This is a genomic window from Mesorhizobium sp. B2-4-14, assembly GCF_006442155.1.
Lineage (GTDB): Bacteria > Pseudomonadota > Alphaproteobacteria > Rhizobiales > Rhizobiaceae > Mesorhizobium.
This window is the reverse complement of record NZ_VFVA01000008.1, coordinates 49,901-70,803: the sequence shown is the minus strand read 5'-3', so window position 1 is coordinate 70,803 and position 20,903 is coordinate 49,901. Positions and strand designations below refer to the sequence as shown.

At 62.3% G+C, this 20,903-nt stretch carries 18 protein-coding genes; 8 read left to right on the top strand and 10 right to left on the bottom strand.

Annotated features, from left to right (window positions below; translation table 11 throughout):
* Positions 1–150: 150 nt before the first annotated feature.
* Positions 151–594 carry an SRPBCC family protein gene (locus FJ938_RS09880; RefSeq protein ID WP_140693165.1) on the bottom strand — a complete coding sequence of 148 codons (444 nt, stop codon included), beginning with the start codon at positions 592–594 and terminating at the stop codon, positions 151–153.
* Between the two features lie 269 nt (positions 595–863).
* On the opposite strand from FJ938_RS09880, the gene FJ938_RS09875 reads away from it, so the two are divergent.
* The 4 genes from FJ938_RS09875 (at position 864) to FJ938_RS09860 (ending at position 4,881) form a co-directional block, all read left to right on the top strand.
* Positions 864–1,724, top strand: coding sequence for a xanthine dehydrogenase family protein subunit M (locus FJ938_RS09875; protein ID WP_140693163.1), 861 nt, complete (start codon positions 864–866; stop codon positions 1,722–1,724).
* Entirely contained in the window at positions 1,724–2,200 is a 477-nt protein-coding gene (locus tag FJ938_RS09870) for a (2Fe-2S)-binding protein (protein WP_140693161.1), read from the top strand. The genes FJ938_RS09875 and FJ938_RS09870 overlap by 1 nt, the downstream gene beginning before the upstream one ends.
* Positions 2,201–2,202: 2 nt before the next feature.
* Positions 2,203–4,467: a xanthine dehydrogenase family protein molybdopterin-binding subunit gene (locus FJ938_RS09865; protein WP_140693159.1), complete on the top strand. Its 2,265-nt coding sequence runs from the start codon at positions 2,203–2,205 to the stop codon at positions 4,465–4,467.
* Positions 4,468–4,635: 168 nt separating this feature from the next.
* Positions 4,636–4,881, top strand: a complete 246-nt coding sequence (locus tag FJ938_RS09860; protein ID WP_140613542.1) for a MoaD/ThiS family protein — start codon at positions 4,636–4,638, stop codon at positions 4,879–4,881.
* Between the two features lie 43 nt (positions 4,882–4,924).
* On the opposite strand, the gene FJ938_RS09855 is transcribed toward FJ938_RS09860, so the two are convergent.
* The 5 genes from FJ938_RS09855 to FJ938_RS09835 all read right to left on the bottom strand — a co-directional run bounded on the left by FJ938_RS09855 (position 4,925) and on the right by FJ938_RS09835 (position 13,789).
* Positions 4,925–6,184 carry a caspase family protein gene (locus FJ938_RS09855; RefSeq protein ID WP_140693157.1) on the bottom strand — a complete coding sequence of 420 codons (1,260 nt, stop codon included), beginning with the start codon at positions 6,182–6,184 and terminating at the stop codon, positions 4,925–4,927.
* A gap of 2 nt (positions 6,185–6,186) precedes the next feature.
* Positions 6,187–6,612, bottom strand: a complete 426-nt coding sequence (locus FJ938_RS09850; RefSeq protein ID WP_140693155.1) for a hypothetical protein — start codon at positions 6,610–6,612, stop codon at positions 6,187–6,189.
* 315 nt (positions 6,613–6,927) lie between these two features.
* On the bottom strand, positions 6,928–10,365 hold the full coding sequence (locus tag FJ938_RS09845) for a DNA methyltransferase (protein ID WP_140693152.1): 3,438 nt from the start codon (positions 10,363–10,365) through the stop codon (positions 6,928–6,930).
* Positions 10,366–10,594: 229 nt separating this feature from the next.
* A complete protein-coding gene (locus tag FJ938_RS09840) occupies positions 10,595–11,548 on the bottom strand; it encodes an ornithine cyclodeaminase family protein (protein ID WP_140693150.1) in 954 nt (317 codons plus the stop codon).
* Between the two features lie 558 nt (positions 11,549–12,106).
* Positions 12,107–13,789 carry a bifunctional diguanylate cyclase/phosphodiesterase gene (locus FJ938_RS09835; protein ID WP_246673245.1) on the bottom strand — a complete coding sequence of 561 codons (1,683 nt, stop codon included), beginning with the start codon at positions 13,787–13,789 and terminating at the stop codon, positions 12,107–12,109.
* A 501-nt stretch (positions 13,790–14,290) separates the two neighbouring features.
* Between FJ938_RS09835 and FJ938_RS29380 the strand changes: the two genes are divergently transcribed.
* Positions 14,291–14,455 (top strand): hypothetical protein, encoded by a 165-nt coding sequence (locus tag FJ938_RS29380; RefSeq protein WP_181169048.1) that lies wholly within the window; start codon positions 14,291–14,293, stop codon positions 14,453–14,455.
* 299 nt (positions 14,456–14,754) lie between these two features.
* Positions 14,755–15,195: a hypothetical protein gene (locus FJ938_RS09830; RefSeq protein WP_140693148.1), complete on the top strand. Its 441-nt coding sequence runs from the start codon at positions 14,755–14,757 to the stop codon at positions 15,193–15,195.
* Between the two features lie 17 nt (positions 15,196–15,212).
* On the opposite strand, the gene FJ938_RS09825 is transcribed toward FJ938_RS09830, so the two are convergent.
* The 3 genes from FJ938_RS09825 to FJ938_RS09815 are packed head-to-tail and all read right to left on the bottom strand — an operon-like array spanning position 15,213 to position 17,093.
* Positions 15,213–15,749, bottom strand: coding sequence for a hypothetical protein (locus FJ938_RS09825; RefSeq protein WP_140693146.1), 537 nt, complete (start codon positions 15,747–15,749; stop codon positions 15,213–15,215).
* A complete protein-coding gene (locus FJ938_RS09820) occupies positions 15,746–16,579 on the bottom strand; it encodes an SPFH domain-containing protein (protein ID WP_140611881.1) in 834 nt (277 codons plus the stop codon). Before FJ938_RS09820 ends, FJ938_RS09825 begins: the two co-directional genes overlap by 4 nt.
* Before the next feature lie 58 nt (positions 16,580–16,637).
* A complete protein-coding gene (locus FJ938_RS09815) occupies positions 16,638–17,093 on the bottom strand; it encodes a hypothetical protein (RefSeq protein ID WP_140693144.1) in 456 nt (151 codons plus the stop codon).
* A 398-nt stretch (positions 17,094–17,491) separates the two neighbouring features.
* Between FJ938_RS09815 and FJ938_RS09810 the strand changes: the two genes are divergently transcribed.
* Positions 17,492–17,911 (top strand): DOPA 4,5-dioxygenase family protein, encoded by a 420-nt coding sequence (locus FJ938_RS09810; RefSeq protein ID WP_140693142.1) that lies wholly within the window; start codon positions 17,492–17,494, stop codon positions 17,909–17,911.
* A gap of 42 nt (positions 17,912–17,953) precedes the next feature.
* Here FJ938_RS09810 and FJ938_RS09805 read toward each other — a convergent pair whose 3' ends face one another.
* On the bottom strand, positions 17,954–19,030 hold the full coding sequence (locus FJ938_RS09805; RefSeq protein ID WP_140693140.1) for a class I SAM-dependent methyltransferase: 1,077 nt from the start codon (positions 19,028–19,030) through the stop codon (positions 17,954–17,956).
* 336 nt (positions 19,031–19,366) lie between these two features.
* Between FJ938_RS09805 and FJ938_RS09800 the strand changes: the two genes are divergently transcribed.
* On the top strand, positions 19,367–20,812 hold the full coding sequence (locus tag FJ938_RS09800) for an adenylate/guanylate cyclase domain-containing protein (protein WP_140611875.1): 1,446 nt from the start codon (positions 19,367–19,369) through the stop codon (positions 20,810–20,812).
* The last annotated feature ends 91 nt before the right edge of the window (positions 20,813–20,903 follow it).

Below are 20,903 nucleotides of genomic sequence, written 5' to 3'. Positions count from 1 at the left end.
GGCCGGCGCTGCCGTATGCGATTGCACTGCCCTTTGGCCGGAGAGGTTTCACGCGCAAGATGGTGCGGTCAAGGCCCCTGTTTGTCACCGCCCGCAGCCGTTGGCGCCGCCGATGAGGATGTCATCGTCGACAGCGCTGCACTCAGCGAATTATTGATTGATCTCGGGCTCGACGAGCTTTGCCAGGTTCCGGAGCGATTCCTGCCAGCCGAGATAGCAGGCCTCGACCGGGATGACGTCCGGAATGCCGGCCTGGGTGATGTCGATCTCGGTGCCGACCGAGACTTTCTTCAGGACTACCGTGACCTGCATCTCGCCGGGCAGGTTGGGATCGTCGAACCTGTCGGTGTAGCGCAGGCGCTCGCCCGGAACGAGTTCAAGATATTCGCCGCCGAAGGAATGGCTGCCGCCGGTGGTGAAGTTGCGGAAGGCCATCTTGAACGTGCCGCCGACCTTTGCCTCGAGATGATCGACCGTGCAGGTGAAGCCGTTCGGCGGCAGCCATTTCGTCAGCGCATCCGCCTCGACGAAGGCGCGGTAGACCTTTTCCGGGCTGGTCGTCAGAACGCGGTGCAAACGTACGGTGCCGGGCATATTCTTTCCTTTCATGATTGCTGTTCGACGCCCCAAGGACGAGCAAGGCCTGGCCAGTCCGACATCGGCCCTGGATTTTTTTCCGAAGGCCCGCCTCCGTCGCTCGTTGGGCCTGTCCGGCTGGCGCACGCCTAACTTACGCCGGTTCGGGTGGATTTGGGACTGCATTTTGCGGCGTGTGGCCCATCGTCGCGAATGAGGAAGCGGATGGTCATTATGGGGAGACAGTTTATAACGGTCGGCGAGATCGCGACAATCAAGGGGAGACGATGCGTTACATACGTCCGCTTTCAATCGAAGATGCCGTGGGCCAATTGGCCGGATCGGCGGGGCCGGCGGCCATTCTCGCCGGCGGCAGCGACCTTCTGGTGAGGATGAAGGGCGGCTTCATCGAACCGGAGCTGATCGTCGACATCAAGGGCATCGCCGGCTTGAGCGACATCCGCGAAACGGCCGACGGCTTCAGCATCGGCGCCGCTGTTCCCTGCGCCGTGCTCGGCGAGAGCGCGGTGCTGAAGAAGGCTTGGCCGGGCGTCGTCGAAGCGGCGAAGCTGATCGGCTCCAAGCAGGTGCAGGGCCGCTGCACCATGACGGGCAATCTGTGCAACGCCTCGCCGGCGGCCGACAGCGTGCCGGCGCTGGTCGCGGCCGGCGCCCGGGCGGTCATTGCCGGGCCCGGAGGCAGGCGCACGATCGCCGTGGAAGCCGTGCCGGTCGGGCCGGGCAAGACCTCGCTCGCCAGGGGCGAGATCATCGAGGCGATCCTGCTCGACAAGCGTGCGCCGCATTCGGGCGATGCGTATCTGCGGTTCATTCCGCGCACCGAGATGGACATCGCCGTGGTCAGCGCCGGCGTCAACCTGACGCTGGACGAAGCGGGCGTCGTGACGGCGGCCCGCGTGGCGATCGGCGCCGCCGCGCCGACCGTGTTGCTGGTGGAAGAAGGGGCCGAGGCCCTTGTTGGCAGGAAGCTCGACGAAGCGGCGCTCGAGCGGCTGGCCAAGGTCTGCTCCGGCGCCTGCCGCCCCATCGACGACAAGAGGGGCACCATCGAATTCAGACGGAAGGTTGCGGGCGTGCTGGCCAGGCGGGCCGCCATGACCGCCTATGCACGTGCAGGAGGCAAATGATGGCTGGCATAGCAGTTTCAACGACCATCAATGGCGACACGATCGAATATCTGTGCCAGCCCGACGAGACGCTGCTGGACGTGCTGCGCGACCGGCTCGGCCTGACCGGCGCCAAGGAAGGCTGCGGCACCGGCGATTGCGGCGCCTGCAGCGTCATCCTCGACAACCGGCTGGTGTGCTCCTGCCTGGTGCTCGGCGCTGAAGCCGAGGGCCGGCGGATCGAGACCGTCGAAGGCATGGCGCATGGCGATCAGCTGCATCCCTTGCAGCAGAAGTTCCTCGAGCATGCGGCGCTGCAATGCGGCATCTGCACGCCGGGCTTCCTGATCGCGGCCAAGGACCTGCTCGCCAAGAATCCCGACCCGACCGAGGAGGAAATCCGCTTCGGCCTGGCCGGCAACCTCTGCCGCTGCACCGGCTATGACAAGATCGTGCGCGCCGTCCAGGATGCGGCCAGCGTGATGAAGGGAGCCTGACAATGAATTTCGATCCGCGTTATTCGGGGCGCAGTTTCAAATCCGTCGGCACGCGCCCCGTCCGCCCCGACGGCGTCGACAAGGTCACCGGCCGCGCCCGCTATGGCGCGGACTTCAACATGGCCGGCCAGCTGGTCGGGCGCATCCTGCGCAGCCCGCACGCCCATGCGAAAATCCGCAAGATCGACACCTCCAAGGCCGAGAAGCTGAACGGCGTGAAGGCGGTGATCACCGCCGCCGACCTGCCCGACCTCACCGATGGCGATGCCGCCATGTACGACATCCTCGACAATTGCATGGCGCGCACCAAGGCGCTCTATGACGGACATGCGGTGGCCGCCGTCGCTGCCGTCGATGCCCGCACGGCAAGGCAGGCGCTGAAGCTGATCGAGGTCGACTACGAGCCGCTGCCGCATGTCACCGATGTCGACGAGGCGATGGCGCATACAGCACCCCTGATCAACGACGCGATCTTCACCGAGGGGCTGGAGGAGAAGCCGGTCAAGCCGTCCAACGTCACCAAGCGCACGCAATACGGCCATGGCGACGTGCATGAGGGTTTCGCGCATGCCGACTTCATCGTCGAGCGCTCGTTCAAGACCGAGCAGACGCACCAGGGCTATATCGAGCCGCATGCCTGCGTGGCGAGCGTCAGCTCCGACGGCACCGCCGACCTGTGGGTCTGCACGCAGGGGCATTTCGTCTACCGCCAGCACTGCGCGCAGCTGCTGGGCATGGAAGCCTCGAAGCTGCGCGTCACCTCCTCGGAGATCGGCGGCGGCTTCGGCGGCAAGACCCATGTCTGGGCCGAGCCGGTGGCGCTGGCTTTGTCGCGCAAGGCCGGACGCCCGGTGAAGCTTGTCATGACTCGCGACGAGGTGTTCCGCGCCTCGGGGCCGACCAGCGCCACCTCGATCGACGTCAAGATCGGCGCCCGCAAGGATGGCACCATCACCGCCGCCGAAGCGACGCTGCGCTACACCAGCGGCCCCTATGCCGGCAGTTGGGCCGAGGTCGGCGCCATGACGGCGTTTGCCTGCTACAAGCTCGATAACGTCAAGACGGTGGGCTACGAAGTGCTGGTCAACCGCCCGAAGACCGCGGCCTATCGCGCGCCGTCGGCACCGATGGCGGCCTTCGCGGTGGAAAGCGCCGTCGACGAGCTGGCCAAGGAGATCAGCATCGACCCGGTCGAGTTCCGCATCAGGAACGCCGCCCAGGAAGGCACGCGCTCCTCCTACGGCCCGGTCTACGGCCCGATCGGCATCGGCCCGACGCTGGAAGCGGCCAAGCACCATCCGCATATGAAGGCGCCGCTCAAGGAAAACCAGGGGCGCGGCATGGCCTGCGGCTTCTGGTTCAATTTCGGCGGCCAGACCTGCACCGACCTGAACGTCGGCATGGACGGTTCGGTGTCGCTCGCCGTCGGCACTGTCGATGTCGGTGGCTCCCGCGCGTCGCTGTCGCTGGTGGCGGCGGAAGAGCTCGGCATCGACTACAGCCAGGTCAAGGCGATCGTCGCCGACACATCCAGTCTAGGCTACAACGACATGACCGACGGCAGCCGCGGCACGTTCTCGTCCTCGATGGCGACGATCTCGGCGGCCCGCAACGCGATCAGGATCCTGCGCGAGCGGGCCGCGCAGATGTGGGACATTCCGGTCGACGACATCGTCTGGGAAAAGGGCCACGCGCTGGCCAGGGGCGAGAAATACGGCAACCTCGCCGCGCTCTCGCTGAAGGAGATCGCCGCCCAGTCCGGCAAGACCGGCGGGCCGATCGCCGGCCATAGCGAGCTCGTCGCCGACGGCGCAGGCGTCTCCTTCGCCACCCATATCTGCGACGTCGAGGTCGACCCCGAGACGGGCGCCACCAGGGTCATCCGCTACACGGTGGTGCAGGATGCCGGCAAGGCGGTGCACCCGACCTATGTCGAGGGCCAGTACCAGGGCGGCGCGGCGCAAGGTATCGGCTGGGCGCTCAACGAGGAGTATATCTACGGCAAGGACGGGCGGCTGCAGAACGCCGGCTTCCTCGACTACCGCATCCCGGTGTGCTCCGACCTGCCGATGATCGACACGCAGATCCTGGAAATCCCCAACCCCAACCACCCCTATGGCGTGCGCGGCGTCGGCGAAACCTCGATCGTGCCGCCGCTGGCGGCGATCGCCAACGCGGTGTCGAACGCGGCCGGCGTGCGCATGACCCACATCCCGATGTCGCCGCCGCGCATCCTGGCGGCGATCGAGGCGGAGCGGGAAGGCTGAGACATCCAACGCTGAGGTCAAGGTGTGTTGAGATTCAAGTCAGGACGAATCGAGAACGACGGCTTGCGAGAACCGGAGCGGAGCGTACTTTTCGTATGTGGGCACCGGAAGCGCAGGAAGCCTTCGTTCGCAGGCCGGCCTCACTTGAATATCGGCACACCTTAAGCGATGGTCGAAGTCACGCTTTGGGGCGCGCTCGGCCAACTCGCTGGCGGCAAGAGCAAGGTCGAAGTAGAGGCCAAGGACATCAGGGAGCTGTTCAGGAAACTGGCTGAACAGTATCCCGGCTTCGAGCCGTGGATCGATCGCGGGATTGCCGTGGCGATCGACGGGGTGATTTATCGCGATACGTGGGGGAAGGAACTGCCGCCCGGGGCGGAGATATTTCTGCTGCCGAGACTGGCCGGGGGGTGAGGGGGAATTTTACCCGAGCCTCCGAACCGCTCTTTAACGCAGCCTAACCCAACTCCGATGGGAAGATTGCATCGGCAGATCCCTTGAGAAATTGCCCGGTTGAGGGCAGGAGCAATAGTGCCAAGCGAGTAGACGCATCTAGCTTCATCGCCTTGCCCAGCATTGCGGCCCGCTCTCGGATCTTGATCGGAGTTGGAGGGATCAAGTCCTCCAGCAATTTCATAACGACCTGATCTAGAAACCTGAAAGTTATTCCTTCTGCGAACACATTCGCTTCAATGGCGGCCATGATCTCACTATTGAAGCTGGCAGGATTGCACGCGCGAACACCGACGTCAGTGAGTTGAACAGCCCCGCTCGGCTGAACGATGAAACGCGCTGTGCGCAAAAATTCCAAGTACTCTCTCAGGCGGTCTGGGGAGACGTATCTGGATGCCCCGCCCTCCTCCCTCTGCAGCAGAAAACTTGCATCAGACCTGATTGCAGCCGTTAGGTTGCCCATCGAGAGAGGGCCCGCTTGAATAATTTGCAGCAACCGGAACACTCGCCCGTAAATGCTGCGGCCAGACGCGAAGGGATTGTAACCGATTGGAACGCGGCGGGGCGCCGCCAGAAGCACGGTATTCCCATATTCCCCGAATGCACGAGGAATCTGAGATAAGTGTGTTTGCGATAAGGTCGAGATCATTCGACCGCGGGCGTTTTCGAAAACCTTATTGTAAGTCATGCCTTCGTGCCTGCGGTCGACGCGCTGATCGCTTTTTCTGATCGGAGCTTCAAGGGCGCGAAGCACAGCGTCAGAAAATGCCGCTTCGAAAGCGTAAGCATCGCCGGTTCCAAACATTGCGAACCAGTTGCCATTAGCGGCGCGGAATTGCTGTTCGGTTCGTCCTGCATGACATGTATCTAGTATAATAACGAGTTTTCGAATGCGCTCACTTGCAATTGTGTCGAGTAGCCAGCGAAGCTGGATGAAACGGTTGTTCCCGTCCTTGTCGACATCAAGGATCAGGCGTATATCGTCAGTCCCTTCACTCACGCTATGGCCAACGAAGTACACCAGTAGTTCGGTATTATCTGAGATATCCGAGGCGTTGTCGAACTGGGAGATGATATCGGCACGAGATGGGTTCTCAAGCGCGGCTGGTTTCATCGCGCGGTCGGCAAGCGCTCTAAACTCGTACCGATCCTCGTCGAAAATTTTCTGCCATCGCCCCAACAACGACAAAACTTTCTGTGGGGTAGGGATAGTTCGTCCCGCAGCTTTCCAGCTGCCGACTATAAGCGCACGACGGTCGATCATGACTAACTCTGGATCGACTCGAGGATTTTCTTGATGACGTTGACCGCGACCGGCAACGCCACCTCTTTGCCCAAAAATTTGATCTTTACAGCCGGCTTTTCTTCACGCGCAATCTCCTCGTTCGGCCCCGGCTTTTCGCCCGATTGCTTGGAGGTAGCCGCAGCGATAATCTCATTGATGGCGTAAACGAGCGCTGTGGCATAAGCCTTAGCCATAGCGGGATCAGTGGCGATGTCGATGATCCAATGAAGTGCGGAAAGATCCCCCTGTGCTCCTGGGGGTGCCGGGCGCTCCTTGGGCTTAGGGGCCTTTGCGCCTGCGGTTGAAGCAAGTTTATCCAGTTCCGCCTGTATGTTCGCGACGAGCGCGTCACGGTCCACACCAGCTGTTGCGGACCCGCCGGTATCCATGGTGACTTCAATCTTCAACAGTCCGCCCCCCCAGTTCTTAATATTGCATCGACTTTAATCACCGCTGTCATATAGTCTGGTGGAAAGAACCTTTCTAGTGCAATCTACGCACGCGCTCCGAAATATTTTCTTGTGTCGAATTTCTGCGCTGCAATAATCAGGAGGGCGACTATTCAAGTGCTCAGGATTTTTGAGTTGAGATCATACTGATGGCCACGCCGGATTCGACTAGTTTGCCGCACGTTGGCGGTGACGGCTTGCAGCAGTAGCGTTGGTTGGCGTCGTGACTTGAGCCGCTGCCATCGTTCTCCCAGGATGAAGCGACGCGGCAGCCTAAGCCGCACGAAAGAAGCTTCTTCCTTCGTCGGAACTCTCCGCTTGGCCAAGCCGTACCAAGGACTGAAGCACGTCTCGCACTTCGATGATGGTCTGTTCTGACAAGGAGAACGTCGCCGCAATTTCTTCAACCGAAAGAGGCGCTTTTGCGCGGCCCATGATGTCTAGCACAACCTGAGCCTGCGACAGCCGTGCTACGGGGAACGCTGTCTTTTTGCTTCTTGCTTTCGTGGAAAGGATAGCTTGTATGCGGTCGCCACGGTGCGCCAGTGGGCCGATCCTATCGATTTGATATTCAGGGCGTAGCCATTTGATGAAGCCACGGCGTTCTTCGGCAGTCCGGATTTCGTTCAGGCGGACAAGGCCGTCGAGGATTTGCTCAACGTCGCAATTCACCTGCCATCCGTATGATTTTAGAACTGCGGAATCGAGCCGGTCGTGAAGTTCCCGAAGTATCAAAACACGGCCGCGGCTTCGAATATCCTGCTCCCTGCCGGATAGTTGGCTACCCACCATAACGGCTTCGAGAACATTATAGAGCGCGGTCAGGGTTATGTCGGGATGCTCGACAAGGACTCGTTTGCGTGTCCCGTCGAGTTCCTCTGCAATAGCTCCAATCTCCGCGCGGGCGGCAGCGCTGGCGTCAGGAAAGGGGAAGGGATCGAAGCACTTAGATTTTACATAGACAGGATCATTTCCAATTCCGAGCCTGCCGCCCGCCGCCAATGACCAAGTCACATGAACGCGCGATGAAAGTACGCCGAGAGCGAAGGCGTCATCGAGTGCCATCACTACAAGCTTGTTATCTGGAAGCACTTGGCCATCAATGAACTGGAATATCCGGTGCTTCATCGTTTCGGCTGTGGCGATGTAGCGGAACAGACCTTCGATTGCTGGCCGGAGTTCCCTTCGAGGCTCACCAAACCACCACCATTTCTCCCTGTAGGAGGCTCGGTTATTTCGGTCACGCTCCGGCTTCACCGTCTCTAACAGATGCTGGTAGACCTCGGGAAAGTCGCGCCGAACGTCATCGGAAGAGGTACCAAACAGGTCGATTACCATCACCTCACGCGGCCGTGTCGTCAGATCTTTGCCATTTCGATATTCACGGATATATTTATCGAGGCCTAATCGCGTTCCAAAGCCGAGTTGAACGGCCTTCTCTTTCGTGATGATGAAACCAGCGCCCATCAATTGGACGCCTCGGTAGCCAATGGCGCTGTTGCTAACTAAGTCTCCCGCCTTGTCTGTGTTTGCCCCGATCGACAGGTCCGCATTTATCCTGCCCTCACGTTCAATAAACTCAATTGTAGGTTCGTCGGTGTCCAGGTTTTCTTCTCGCGTAACGATCCGCATTACACCGTACCGTTCGCCGGCTTCCGCTACGGTCATCGCGATTCTGACCGCAGCAGCATCCTTGGACGCCTTGGTCCATGGATGATCCGGAATGGCAAGCACAAGCGAAACTGGCGAAGTGCCCGACAGATGCCGCTCAAGGACGCGTCGCTGAAATACCTGAGTTATGGAGTTCGTCGTAACGAAGCCGAAGCGACGTAGCCGGGTTCCATTCTTTACAAGCAGTTCAGCCGCGCGGTCCCACCAGTACATCACGAAATCCGCCGCAGGGTTCATCTGCGGATTTGCCGTCCACAAGGCTTCAGCATACCCGGCCCCGAGGCGCCCTCGAATATCCTTACCGCCGATGAAGGGCGGATTCCCGACGATAAAGTCCGCCTCCGGCCAATCCGCGCGGATAGCGTTTGGATAGACGTATATCTCGTTGCCTTGACCGTCGGCCACGGGCTTGCCCAGCGAGTCACGCTTGAGTTGCAGATGGGGATAGCCCGACCAGGTAATCAGAGCATCTTTCGCATGAACATGATCACTGCTGCCCAGGACAGGCTCGGTGGGCACTGTGGAGCGTGTCCGCATGTGCCATTGAATGTACCCTATCCAGAGGACTAGTTCGGCAATCTCGACTGCTCGTCTGTTGAGTTCCATGCCGAAGAACTGCTCTGGCTTCACTGAAATCTCCACGATCCGAGCAACTGCCTGGTCGCCTCCGATGTCCTGCAATTGCTTGAGCGCTTCTCCCTCCAACTGCTTCATTCGACGAAGGGCGACATAGAGGAAGTTGCCTGTGCCGCATGCCGGGTCGAGTACCCGCACCGAGGCCAGGTGGCGCAGGAAGTCTTCGATCTCGCGAATGGCCGCCGCCATGGAACCATCGCGGAGTTCACGCGCAGCAGCCGATTGATGGCCGATCCAGTCTTTGCTCAGAGGTTCTATGATGGTCGCGTCGACAACGCTTTCGACGTAGGCGCGTGGCGTATAGTGCGCTCCCAGACGTTTTCGTTCGTGAGGGTCCAATGCCTGCTCGAACAGTGCACCGAAGATGGCTGGCTCCAGATCACGCCAATCTGCATCCGACGCGTCGCGGAGTAGACGTATCTCGTCCTGCGTCAGCGGAAGGGATGCGGCATTCTTAAACAACTTACCGTTGAATCGAAGCAGCCTCTCGCCGATACCCGGTGAATAGTCCCCGCGATCCATGTGACGCCAGAGGTCATCGATTTCGAACGTGAACCGTGTCGGATCATCGAGGCATTTCGTCAGAAGCTCCGTAAAGCCTTTTTTGCGAAGGAGGCCTACGTCCTCGACGAACATTGTGAACAGGCATCGCATAAGGAAAACCGCAACGCTGCGAGGATCAAAGCCTCGCCCCTCAAGGGCCTTGGAGATTTCGGCGAGCTGGCCGGCAATCTCGCGAGTGACTTTCGCAGTCCTCTGTGCAGGGTCCAAGGATTGAGGTTGTTCCCATACGGCGCGCAGAAGGTCTCGCGTCTCGGGGTTTTTCAGCTGGCCGAGTTCGATGCGGAACTGTCGCGCATCGGGGAACTGGGCGTAGTGGCGTCCGTGACCGGAAAAGTCGGCGTAGAGTTCGATAGCGCGTCCGACATCGCAGGCGATGACAAACGGGGGATATGGATGGTTAGAAGGCAACGACGCTGCATACCGCTCGGCCTGTCGGCGGGCTTGGACCATAACGTGATCGAGCCCTGACGCCGCCGTATCTGAAAGACCGCTTTGTGTCGAGCCAAATAAGTCCACCTGGCCTTCCGGCACCGCTTTCCTACCACCACGGAGGCGGCTCTGCTTTGCTTCGAGAATGAAGCAACCACGTTTATAGAGGTCGATGCGGCCGGCTTCCGTTGTTCCGTCTGGGCGTTTTCGCTCGACGCGCCGTTCAAATACATAGTCGTTGAAGTCGTGTGCGGCCAAAGCTGGATCGGGCCGCTTTACCTCGATCGCATCGCAAAGCTCAGCCAAGAAAAGGGAATAATTGGCGCGCTCTTGACCGCCATCAAGATTTGACCACCGATCAATAAAATCGGCTACTGGTAACTCCCCATTAAGTTTTTGCTCATGCCCCATACATTATATTAGCATCGTACGGTTACCAAGTTGATAACTGTGTCCTGCACACAACAACCGGCAATTCAGAAGAGACAAATCGTCTAGATGCTACATGCGCCCCCAATGATGAACGTAGATACTGTGAGCCACCAACGAAACTCACACCTGTGCTTGTGCGCGGAGGCGTGTGGGATGCAGCCGGGGGCGCCGGCGTCGTCCACATGAGGGGAATTGCACTATACTTCGATCACCCACTTGCCCTTCGATACACCAACCCCGCCACCGCCAAATCCCCCACAGCCAGCCCGCGAAACACAAACCCCGTCGTCTCGCCCGGGCTCTGCCTTCCCGCAAAATCGCCGCACACCAACCCCGTCAGGTCTCCGGCCACCAGGCCGGGGTCGACCATCGGTTTGGCCATATTCCTCTCCTGCTCCAGGTCGTCGACGATGACGCGGTCGAAGCGGGGCATTGTTTCGGGCAGCCAAGGCAGGGCCTGGTCGGTCATCACGGTGAAGCTGCCCGGCTTCAGCCAGTTGGCGTCGAGGAAGGGGGCGGGTCTGGGCACCAGGGGCACCGACGTCACCACCATGTCGGCGCCTTCGATCGCGGCCCTTGCCGTGTCGCATGGCACTGCCTGCAGGCCTCGCGATTGCGCCATTTGGCACAGCGCGTCGCGGTTGACGGTGCCGCGGCCGAAGGCGCGGATTTCGCGCAGGGGGAAGAGGTCGGCGAAGGCTTCGAGGTGGCCGCGCGCCTGCACGCCGCAGCCGATGAAGGCGATGGACGATGCCTCGCGTGCCGCCATGCGCCTGGCGGCGACGGCGCTCAAGGAGGCCGTGCGCTTCTCCGTCACCCAATTGCCGTCGACCAGGGCAAGCGGCAGGCCGGTCTCGGCGTCGAGCAGCGTGATCAGCGAGTTGATCGTGGGGAGGTCGCGCCCGGCGTTGCGGGGGTTGACGACCAGCGACTTGGTGGCCAGCACGGGCGGATTGGAGGCGACGCCGAGCGTGGCCATGATGTAGCGGTCGTCGCCCGGCTGCACGACCGCCTTCGGCGCGCACCAGAGTTCGCCGCGCCTCTGGCCAGCGATCTGGCGTTCGATCTCGTCGACCATTTCGGACGTCGAGATCGCCAGGCGGTCGAGATACGCCGAAGACAGATAGGGCAGGGTATCGGCTTCTATTGCTTGAGTGTTCATGCGGTCTTTTTCCAATGCGGGTCGGCAAACTACCAAGCAGGTGGCCAACCGCATAGGGCGGCGCGCTTTCTCAGTATCGCGGCTTTGGCGGGGGCCTCTAATTTGTGGGCAGGCAATCGCCTACGGCCGATGCTTTCGCCTTACGAGTATCTTCCCCACGAGGGGCAGGGCAATTGCGTTGGGAGGCCGAGGCTTTCGCCCTACGAGTACCCCCCCTGACTTGCCGGGGCGAGCCACGGGTCTCGCCCGTCCTTCGGACCCCCACAAGGGGGAGAGAGACCCTCGTTGACGCTGATCCGTGGCAAATTGTGCATGTTTTGGACGTCAATGAAGGAAGTAGGGGTGCGCGCGGCAGCGTTCCCTCCCCTTTGTGGGGGTCCGAAGGACGGGCGAGACCCGTGGCTCGCCCCGGCAAGTTAGGGTGGGGGTCCCCTTCGCAAGAATCCATTTTGCCATAGCCATGACTTTGTGAGGACGACGAAACGCCGGCTCGCAAGCCATGTTGCCGCCGCTGAGGCGGCGGGCACAGTTGCAGGCCTCGCCCTATCATGTCGGCACTCAGGCCGCGCTGCCGCTTTGGGGCTTGCGGCGGGAAGCTGGATCGAGGAGGGCTTCCGCCAGCGAATTGCTGGAGCGGGCTGCCTGGAAGGCGAGCGCCTCGGGCGCGGGGAGGGCCGGCGAGAAGAGAAAGCCTTGCGCGACCATGCAGTCGAGCGAGCGCAGGATCAGGCGGTCGGCGTCCGTCTCGACGCCCTCGGCCATGACCTCTATGCCCAGCGCGCGGCCGAGATCGATCACCGTCTTGACCAGGGCCTGATCCTCGACCGACTTGGCGAGGTCGCGCACGAAATGCTTGTCGATCTTGATCTTGCGGATCCGGCTGTCCTTCAGCGCGACCAGGGTCGAAAAGCCGGTGCCGAAATCGTCGAGCACGATCGATATGCCGGCATCGGCGAGGCGGCCGACCTTTTCGTCGACCCTGTCGCGATCGACCGGCGCTTCCTCGGTGATCTCGATTTCGAGCATCGCCGCCGGCACGTTCCTCGCCTTCAACAGGCCCAGGATCATGTCGTCGACATTACCAGCCTCGAGCTCGCGCGGCGACAGGTTCATGGCGACGCGGACATCGCGGCGGCCAGCTTTCACCAGCTCCTCGATCATGGCGCAGCAATTGCGGAACACCGTTTCCGTCAGCAGCGGCAGCAGGCCGGTCTCGCGCGCCGCGGTGACGATCTCGGGCGGGGAAATCGGCCCGTGGATCGGATGCCGCCAGCGCAGCAGCGCTTCGAACCCGACCACCGCATTGGTGTCGAGGCGCACCAGCGGCTGGAACCATGAGCAGAGCGCGCCGGCCTCGATGGCGCCGCGCAGGTCGCGCTCGATATGGTGCTTGCGTTCGAGCGCCTGGTCGAGCCCGGCATCGAAGAGACAGTGTTCGTTCCGGCCCTTGCGCTTGGCCGCGTAGAGGGCGAAATCGGCCCTGAGCAGCATCTCCGTCAGTCGCGGCCTGTCCGAGACGTAGATGCCGATCGAGGCGCCGACACGCACCGAGTTCAACGCCGGATCGGGTTGCGCGATCGCCGCGATGAGCGTGGAGGCAAGCGCGTCGGTCGCGGGCGCCGATTGGCAGGCGGGGAAGAGCAGCACGAATTCGTCGCCGCCGATGCGCGCGATCGTGGCGCCTTGCGGGGCATGGGTCTCAATGCGGCGCGCGACCTTGACCAGCAGATCGTCGCCGATGTTGTGGCCATAGGTGTCGTTGACGGATTTGAAGCCGTCGAGGTCGATCAGCATGGCCACGAACGGGCCGTCGGAAAGCCCCAGCTGGCCGATCGCCTGTTCGAGCCCGTACCGGTTGAGCAAATTCGTCAGCGGATCGCGCCTGGAATTGCGCTCCATCTCGGCGGCGAATTCCCTCGCCTCGTATTTGAGGCGGCTGGTCTCGCGGAAGCGGGCCTGTCCGATCAGCGCGCTTCTGACCATTCCGGCGAGGAAAAGCAGAATGGTGAACGCCAGAATGTCGTTCTCGATGCCGCCTTTGGCCAGCACGCATCCGGCGGCGGCCAGAAGCGGCAGCGTCATGAAATTGAGCGCGGCCGGTGCGTATGACGCCGAGTAGGTGACCGAGCCGGCCGACAGGCCCGCAAGCACGATCAGATAGAGCGGCGCCTGGGCCGTGGTGTAGCCGTGCGCCAGCACGGCCAGGAAGGGACACCAGTGCCAATGCGCCGTAGAGGGCAAACCGGGCGCTGACCGGCCTCGGCCCGCTCCCGGAAATGTCCGGCTGGGCGGCGGCAAGCGCCAGGCGCGCGCAATTGATGATGCTGATCGCCGCAAACCACAGCACCGCCGCCAGACCGCCGCCGGAAAGCATCTGCACAGCCAGGATCAGGGCCGACAGCACAATGCCGACAGGCATGGAAATGAAGATCCCTTTCCTCAGATCAGCGAACTGATCGCGGAGGATCCCCGTTGCCACGGCTTCGCTTTGCCCTTGGGGAGTGGGACCAGCAAACCACCGCTCGTCATGCCTTGCCATTGCATGGTGTTAGGGCAGTGGAATGAAAATTGTGTTAAGGATTTCAGCGGTTTACGGTGCATTTCTCGAATAAAGGCAGGCAACACGCCATTCCTTGGGCCACGGGAGGCGAGGTGGGGTTGCCGGGCAGCAAGCCGGACCGTTGCGGCGCCTTCCGAGCCCGCTATCTGGTTCAGCGGCCGGGAAAAGGAGGCCGCGCAGCAATGAGCCGTGCAGCAGTCGCGCTTTACGTCCTGGGCATGGTGGTGGTCATCGTCGGGGCCGATTTTCTGTTCCTCAGAGGCCGGTTCTGGGAACGGCTGGCCGTGAACATCGCGATCGTCTGCGTGTTCGGAGCTTTCTATCTCCTGGTGCTTCGACGCCGTTGAACCGGGCGCGCCCTCATCCCGGGCGGCGCCAGCCAGTGTGGCCAGCCCTCGATCGGCCGCGGGCATTGGCCGGGGGCTGCTGACGGTCCCTGACTGGCTCGGGAAGCGTCGCCAGCTTGGCATTTTGCAGGCCAAATGGTCAGGCCGCCTTGTTTCGCTGCGGCCTTCCCAAGCCGGGTTCTGGCCAAAGCCGGATTCGGGCGCTTGCTGGAACCAATGGCGGGCCAGACTGTTTAGCCTTGACTTTGATGCTGACGTGCCGGCCGACTGGATAAGCGGCGATCTTGAGGAGCTTCATCATGAACATTTCGTCCAGGGTTCGTTCCGTCGCGGTTGCCGCGATAGCCGTTGCGGGCGTGGGCTTTGCCAGCGCCGCGCATGCCGACAGCGGCACCATCCGCTTCTCCGTCTACAAGGCGGCCTTCTTCGTCGGTGGCTCCGGAGGCGAAGGCACGCTGACCTTCCATGGCCGCCGCTATCCCATCTCGATCGGCGGTGTCTCGGGCGGTCTCGCCTTCGGCGTGTCCAAGACCTATTTCCAGGGCACAGTGCGCCACATCAGGCGCGCCCGCGACGTGGCCGGGGTCTACGGCGCGGCGGGCGGCGGCGGCGCGGTCGGCAGAGGCGCCCAGGTGATCGTCATGACCAATGACAAGGGCGCCGAGCTGCAACTCACAGGCAGGCAGGTCGGGCTGCAGGTCAACGCCGATCTCAGCGGGATGAGCATTTCGTTGAGGTAGGCGCGGTTTCCGCTACTTCACGACAAGAATGATTGTCGGTCGCGCAACGTCGCCGTGATGGCGGCGATGCCGTCCTCGATCTCGCGTCTGTTGGCCAGGATCGCATCGCCGGCAGCACCTTCGACCATCGATCGCAAGAGGTCGGCCTGGCCGACGAGCACCGCGTCCTTCTCCGCCAGGGCGGCGAGCGTTGCGGCTTCCAACCGGTAGCGCTGGGTCATGCGGTCATTTTCCGGCACCGGCTGATGGCGGATCTGCCCTTCGAGCGCGCCGACCTCGCGCCCCAGCCGCTCGAGCGCCTGGGCGTTGGCGACGATGCCGGGATCGGGGAACGGATTGGCTCGCGAAGGCGGCTGGATGTTCTCGCGGCGGTACCGGCCCTCGGCCTCGTCGACGGCCGCCCGGGCGCGCGCCAGCAGCGAGGACGCCATCTGGCGCACCCGCTGGTCGTCCGCGCGGAGCTGGTTTTCCTGGCGGTAGAAATTGTAGCCATAGCCGTAGAACAGGTTGATCCCGACCTTGGCGAGCGGTCCGACCTCGTAGAAGCGGCTCATCTTGTCGCGCCCACCTCATCGCCGAGCGGATAGAAGCCCGTGGGCTGGCCGCCAATATTGAAGGGCACGCCGGCGGCGGCGTTGGGTGCGGAAACCAAGCCTTTGTCCGCCATGCGCAACGCCAGATAATAGCGCACCGCCTCGATCGGGCTCAAGCCGATCGCCTGCAGCGAGATCAGTTCGCGCATGCGCTCGTCGCGCGGCATGATCAGGACCTTGAGGTCGTTGAGCATGATGCCGTAGACCTTGAGGAAATCGGTGAGGTGCAGCTTCACCGCCTCGCGGACATCGCTGATCCGTTCGTTGATGTTCTCCATCTTGGTGACCTGGATGATCTGGTTGATCGCCTGCTCGATGGCGGGTCCGGCATAGTCGGCGATTTCCTTCGTATCGATCACCGCGCCCGCGAAAGGCATGTGGGTGATGAGATCGAGCGCTTCCTGCTTGCTGTCGATGTGGATGTAGTAGTCGACGACATAGGACATCTCCGCCATCTCGGCGCTGGTCGCGATGCCCTCATTGCGCACCAGAAGCTTGGAACGGTTGATGTAGATGACCTCGTAGACCCAGGGCGACGATCCGCCGAAGAAACCCTGGACGACCGATCCGACCAGCGGCTTGTCCGGTGTCTGGAGCTGATATTGGCCGGTCTCGTAGACGTTGAGCACCGCGCCGCGCGATTTCAGGATACAGAAATGGTTGCTTTCGACGGTCAGCAGCGAGCCGGAAACGATGCTCTCGTCGACGATCTTCATCGCTACGGTCCGGGTGCCGAGCGCATCCGTGCCATCGCGCTGCAGCGACGTGATTACCTGCCTGGTGATCGCCATTTCGAATTCCCTCCTCGTACGGGCGCGCGGAGCGCGTGCCCAGATCCTCGCGGCGCGCCTAGCGCGGCGAACAGAGGCCCTTGCCCCTGAATGATTGCTGAAGCCGGGCGGTTCGGTCGGTGCGCTGGCGGTGGCCGGCGTCACAATCGAGCAGGTACTTGGCCCGCCGCTTGTCGCGCGCCGGCGATGCCGTCCTCGTTGGCGCAACCGTCTTCCTGATCGGCTCCATCGCCCCGGCGGAACCGAGGCCGACACCTGTCCCGACCGTGGACTCTTGAATGGCGCGGCTGACAGCCTGCCCGATCAGCTCCTGGCCGTTCTGGCCAAGGAACTTCGAGACCAGTCCTGCAATGTCGGCTCGTATTGCCTCACCCTGAGCGTCGCCGGCAAGGTCCAGCAATGGCGAAGCGGGGCCGCCGGCCTCGGCTTGCAAGGCTCTCGCCGGGCGCCTGCTCTTGCCCAGCCGCTGCCAAAGAATGAAGGCGATGACGAGTGCAAATACAACAAACGACATTCGACCAGCCCCGCTCAGTGGTCCGCGTTGATTGCAGGATTGAAGATGATGGACCCGGACGCCGCCCGTTCAGCGCGCCCTTGCGCCGCCCTGGAACGCTCTCGTCCTCAAGCACCGACCGTCGCGCCCAAAATCCTCAGGGATCACTGGCGGCTTCCGGAGTGCCTGTCGAATCCCCCATTCCCTCCCAGCAATGTGTCGACAACATTTCTTTCCCGGACATGGCTGTCCAGGAACTCTGAATGGGCAAATGCTGTCTATTTGATAGGGTAAGTCCCAGGTGGCGGCCATACACGATATCGAGAGGTCTTTGCGGCAAGACAGGTAAGGCAGGCTCCGGCGCTGTGCTTGGGGTATAGTTCCGCCGGGCGCCGCCAACATCAAGGGAGGACATTGACGTGAACGAAGATGCCGCCAGTCCAAGACCGCTCGCCGAGATTGCCAGCTATCACGCCCATATCTACTATGACGGGCAAACCGAGCGGCAGCATGCCGAATGGCTGCGTCTTCGCATCGGGGAGCGTTTCCGTGTCCGCCTGGGCAACTGGCATGACGGACAAGTCGGCCCGCATGACCAGGCGATGTACCAGGTCTCCTTCGCCAACGAGATTTTCGCGTCACTCGTTCCGTGGCTGATGCTGAACCATCGGGGCTTGAGCATCCTCATCCACCCGAACACGACCAACCCCAGGCGCGACCATCTGGTCGATCCGATCTGGATAGGCCGGCCGCTGGTGGTGCACGGCGATATCCTGGGCGAGGATCACGAGGCGGAAGAGGCGCTGGAGCCCAACACCGAGCCGACGCTGCCGGCGTAGGCGTTTCTTGACATAGCCGCGACCTCCCTTGCCCGGCCGGCCTTACGGGCGTGCCTCGAGCACCATGTTGAACGGGGTTTCTGTGGCGCGGCGGAACCGCTTGAACCCGCCACCCGACACGACTTTGCGCAGCCTCGCCTCGCCGGCCTGGGCGCCGAGCCCCAATCCGACTTCCTGGGACAGCGAGGCCGGCGTGCAGATGAAGGTCGAGGCGGCATAGTAGATGCGGCCGACTGGGTTGAGGTTGGCCGAGAGCTGGTCGTGGGCAAGGGGCTCCACGATCATCCAGATACCATCCGGCTTGAGCGCCTTGTGCACATGCCTGGCAGCCCCCTCCGGATCGCCCATGTCGTGCAGGCAGTCGAAGAATGCGACGAGATCGTAGGTGCCTGGGAAATCCTTGGCCGCCGCAACCTCGAACCGGGTGTTGCCGGCAACGCCGGCCTCCTTCGCGGCGGCACGGGCGCGCTCGATCGACGGGGCGTGATAGTCGAAGCCGGTAAAGCGCGAGTTCGGGAAGGCCCTGGCCATCAGCACCGTCGAGGCGCCGTGGCCGCAACCGACATCGGCGACGTCCATGCCGCTCTCCAGCCTCTCGACAACGCCGTCGAGCGCCGGCAGCCAGGAGCCGATCAGATTGGCGTTGTAGCCTGGCCGGAAGAAGCGTTCGGTGCCGCGAAACAGGCAGGCGCTGTGGTCGTGCCAGCCCAGCCCCTTGCCGGAGCGAAAAGCCTCCCGCACCTTCTCCTCGTCGAGCCACAGCGTCGAGACGGCCTCGAACGCGCCGGCCATGAAGGCGGGGCTGTCCTCGTTGACGAAAACCTGCTCCTGCTCGGGGCTGAGGTAGAAACTGTCGCCGGCCTCGTCATATTCGACATAACCGGCCGCCGCCTGCGCCGACAGCCATTCGCGGACCAGCCGCTCCTGCGTGCCGGTCTTTTTGGCAAGCTGTCCGGCGGTCATCTCGCCGCCCCCGCTCATGGCCGCGAACAAGCCGAGCCTGTCGCCCAGCAGCACCGCAGCTCCGGTGGTGATGGCGCCCAGATCGCCGATCATCTTTCCAAGCAGCGCCTCCAGTTTCTCCTGGTCAGGCTGGGTCTCCTTGTTGCGCTTCAGCATCGGCTTTCTCCTCCGGCTCGATCCCAAACACTTGCCATGGGCGACAAGCCCGATCCCGTCGCCGGGATGGCCCGCCATGACAAATCATTGTACGCCCCGAGGCGACTGGCTGTTACAGCTTCACAGCAACGTGACCGACACCTGGGAATTCTCGGCGAGCGCGGCCCGGCCAGCGCATCAGAGCCAATGTGCCAGCTCAAGAACGGCGTCTGCTCCAGTGCGCCGCCCGCCGTTTCTGAGGCTCCTGGACAGACCGTCGTACAACAAAGGAATTCATCCATTCGCATCGCGCTCGTTTTTTAGTAGGCTGTCGCGAGACAAGGTTGAGGATCCGGCATGACGGCAATCAACGATCGTCTTCTCGAAAGCAAGATGACCAAGGTGGAGCAGGCGCGAGCCTGGAGCCCACGCGTCATCTCGAAATTCGAGACGCTGATCAGGGATGCCGACGACCACTCGCTCTATCGGGTCAATCCGCGGAGCTTTGCGCGCGACCGCGCAATCGCCGAGCCCGAAGCAATCGACCTCTTCCTTCATGCCGCCCGCTGTGGCCTGTTCGACATGAGCTGGGATGTGCTCTGTCCGCAGTCCGGGATGGTGCTCGACAGTTTCGGCGCCCTGCGCACGCTGAAGACCCACTATGTCTGCGGCCTGTGCGACGTATCGGGCGACACCGACCTCGACGACTTCATCGAGGTCACCTTCTCGGTATCGCCGAAGTTACGGCGCCTGCCGTACCACGATCCCGAGACGCTGCCCGTCGAGGATTTCCACTGGAAGCTCCACTTCGGACATGACGGGCGGCTGCCGGGGCAAGGCGTTCGCTTTCTCGACGTTCTGCGCGGCTTCGTTCGGGGCATGACGTTTCTGCCGCCCGGCACCACCACGGTGCTCCGCGCCGACCTGGGACCGGGCGCTCTCGCGGGCGTCAACGTGCGGACGCAGGCCGCATTCGCCGTGCCAATATCAGGCGATCCGGCGTTGGCGCCGACACTTCTGAAGATCGATTATGACGGCAAACGCTTCTTGCCGGCGCTGCCAGCCGTGCCACCTGGTCCGATTGTCATCGAGGTCGCGAACAGGGGGCCAGCACGCGGTTCGTTGCTTGTCATCAACTGGCCGCCCGAGCTCGTCGCGCTGACTACCAAGCCGGCGCTCGATTTCGAACCTTATGTTTCCGGTGGAGCGCTGCTTGCGCGGCAAACCTTCCGCCAGCTCTTCCGGTCCGAACGTGTCGACGAGAAGGAGGGGCTCGGCATCCGGCAGATCACCTTCCTGTTCACGGACCTCAAGGGTTCGACCGCCATGTACGAGCGCCTGGGCGACCTCAACGCCTATGCTTTGGTCCGCGAGCATTTCGCTTTGGTCAACGCGGCGGTTCAGCAACATTCCGGAGCGGTGGTCAAGACGATCGGCGATGCCGTGATGGCCGCATTCTCGCAGCCGTCGGATGCGATTTCGGCCGCACTCCACATCTTTGAAGAAATCGATCGCTTCAACAGCGATCATCACGGGCCGGGGATCATCATCAAGATCGGCGCCCACTGTGGACCTTCGATCGCCGTGACGCTCAACGACAACCTCGACTATTTCGGCCAGACCGTGAATGTCGCCGCGCGCGTGCAGTCCCTGGCGGACGCCGGACAGGTCTGCATTTCCGAGGCGCTCCATTCCGCGCCCGGGGTTAGCGAAATGCTTGCGGGCCATCGTGTCGTGGCTTTCGATGCGCCTCTTCGAGGTGTGGAGGGTGATGCAACTGTCTATCGCATTATGCGGGGGTAGACACGATTGCGGAGAGTCGGCTGGAATAGGCCTCGCCGCGCAATGCTCGGCTATTCGAACGAATTTCTTTGCAACTCGTTAATTCGGCCAT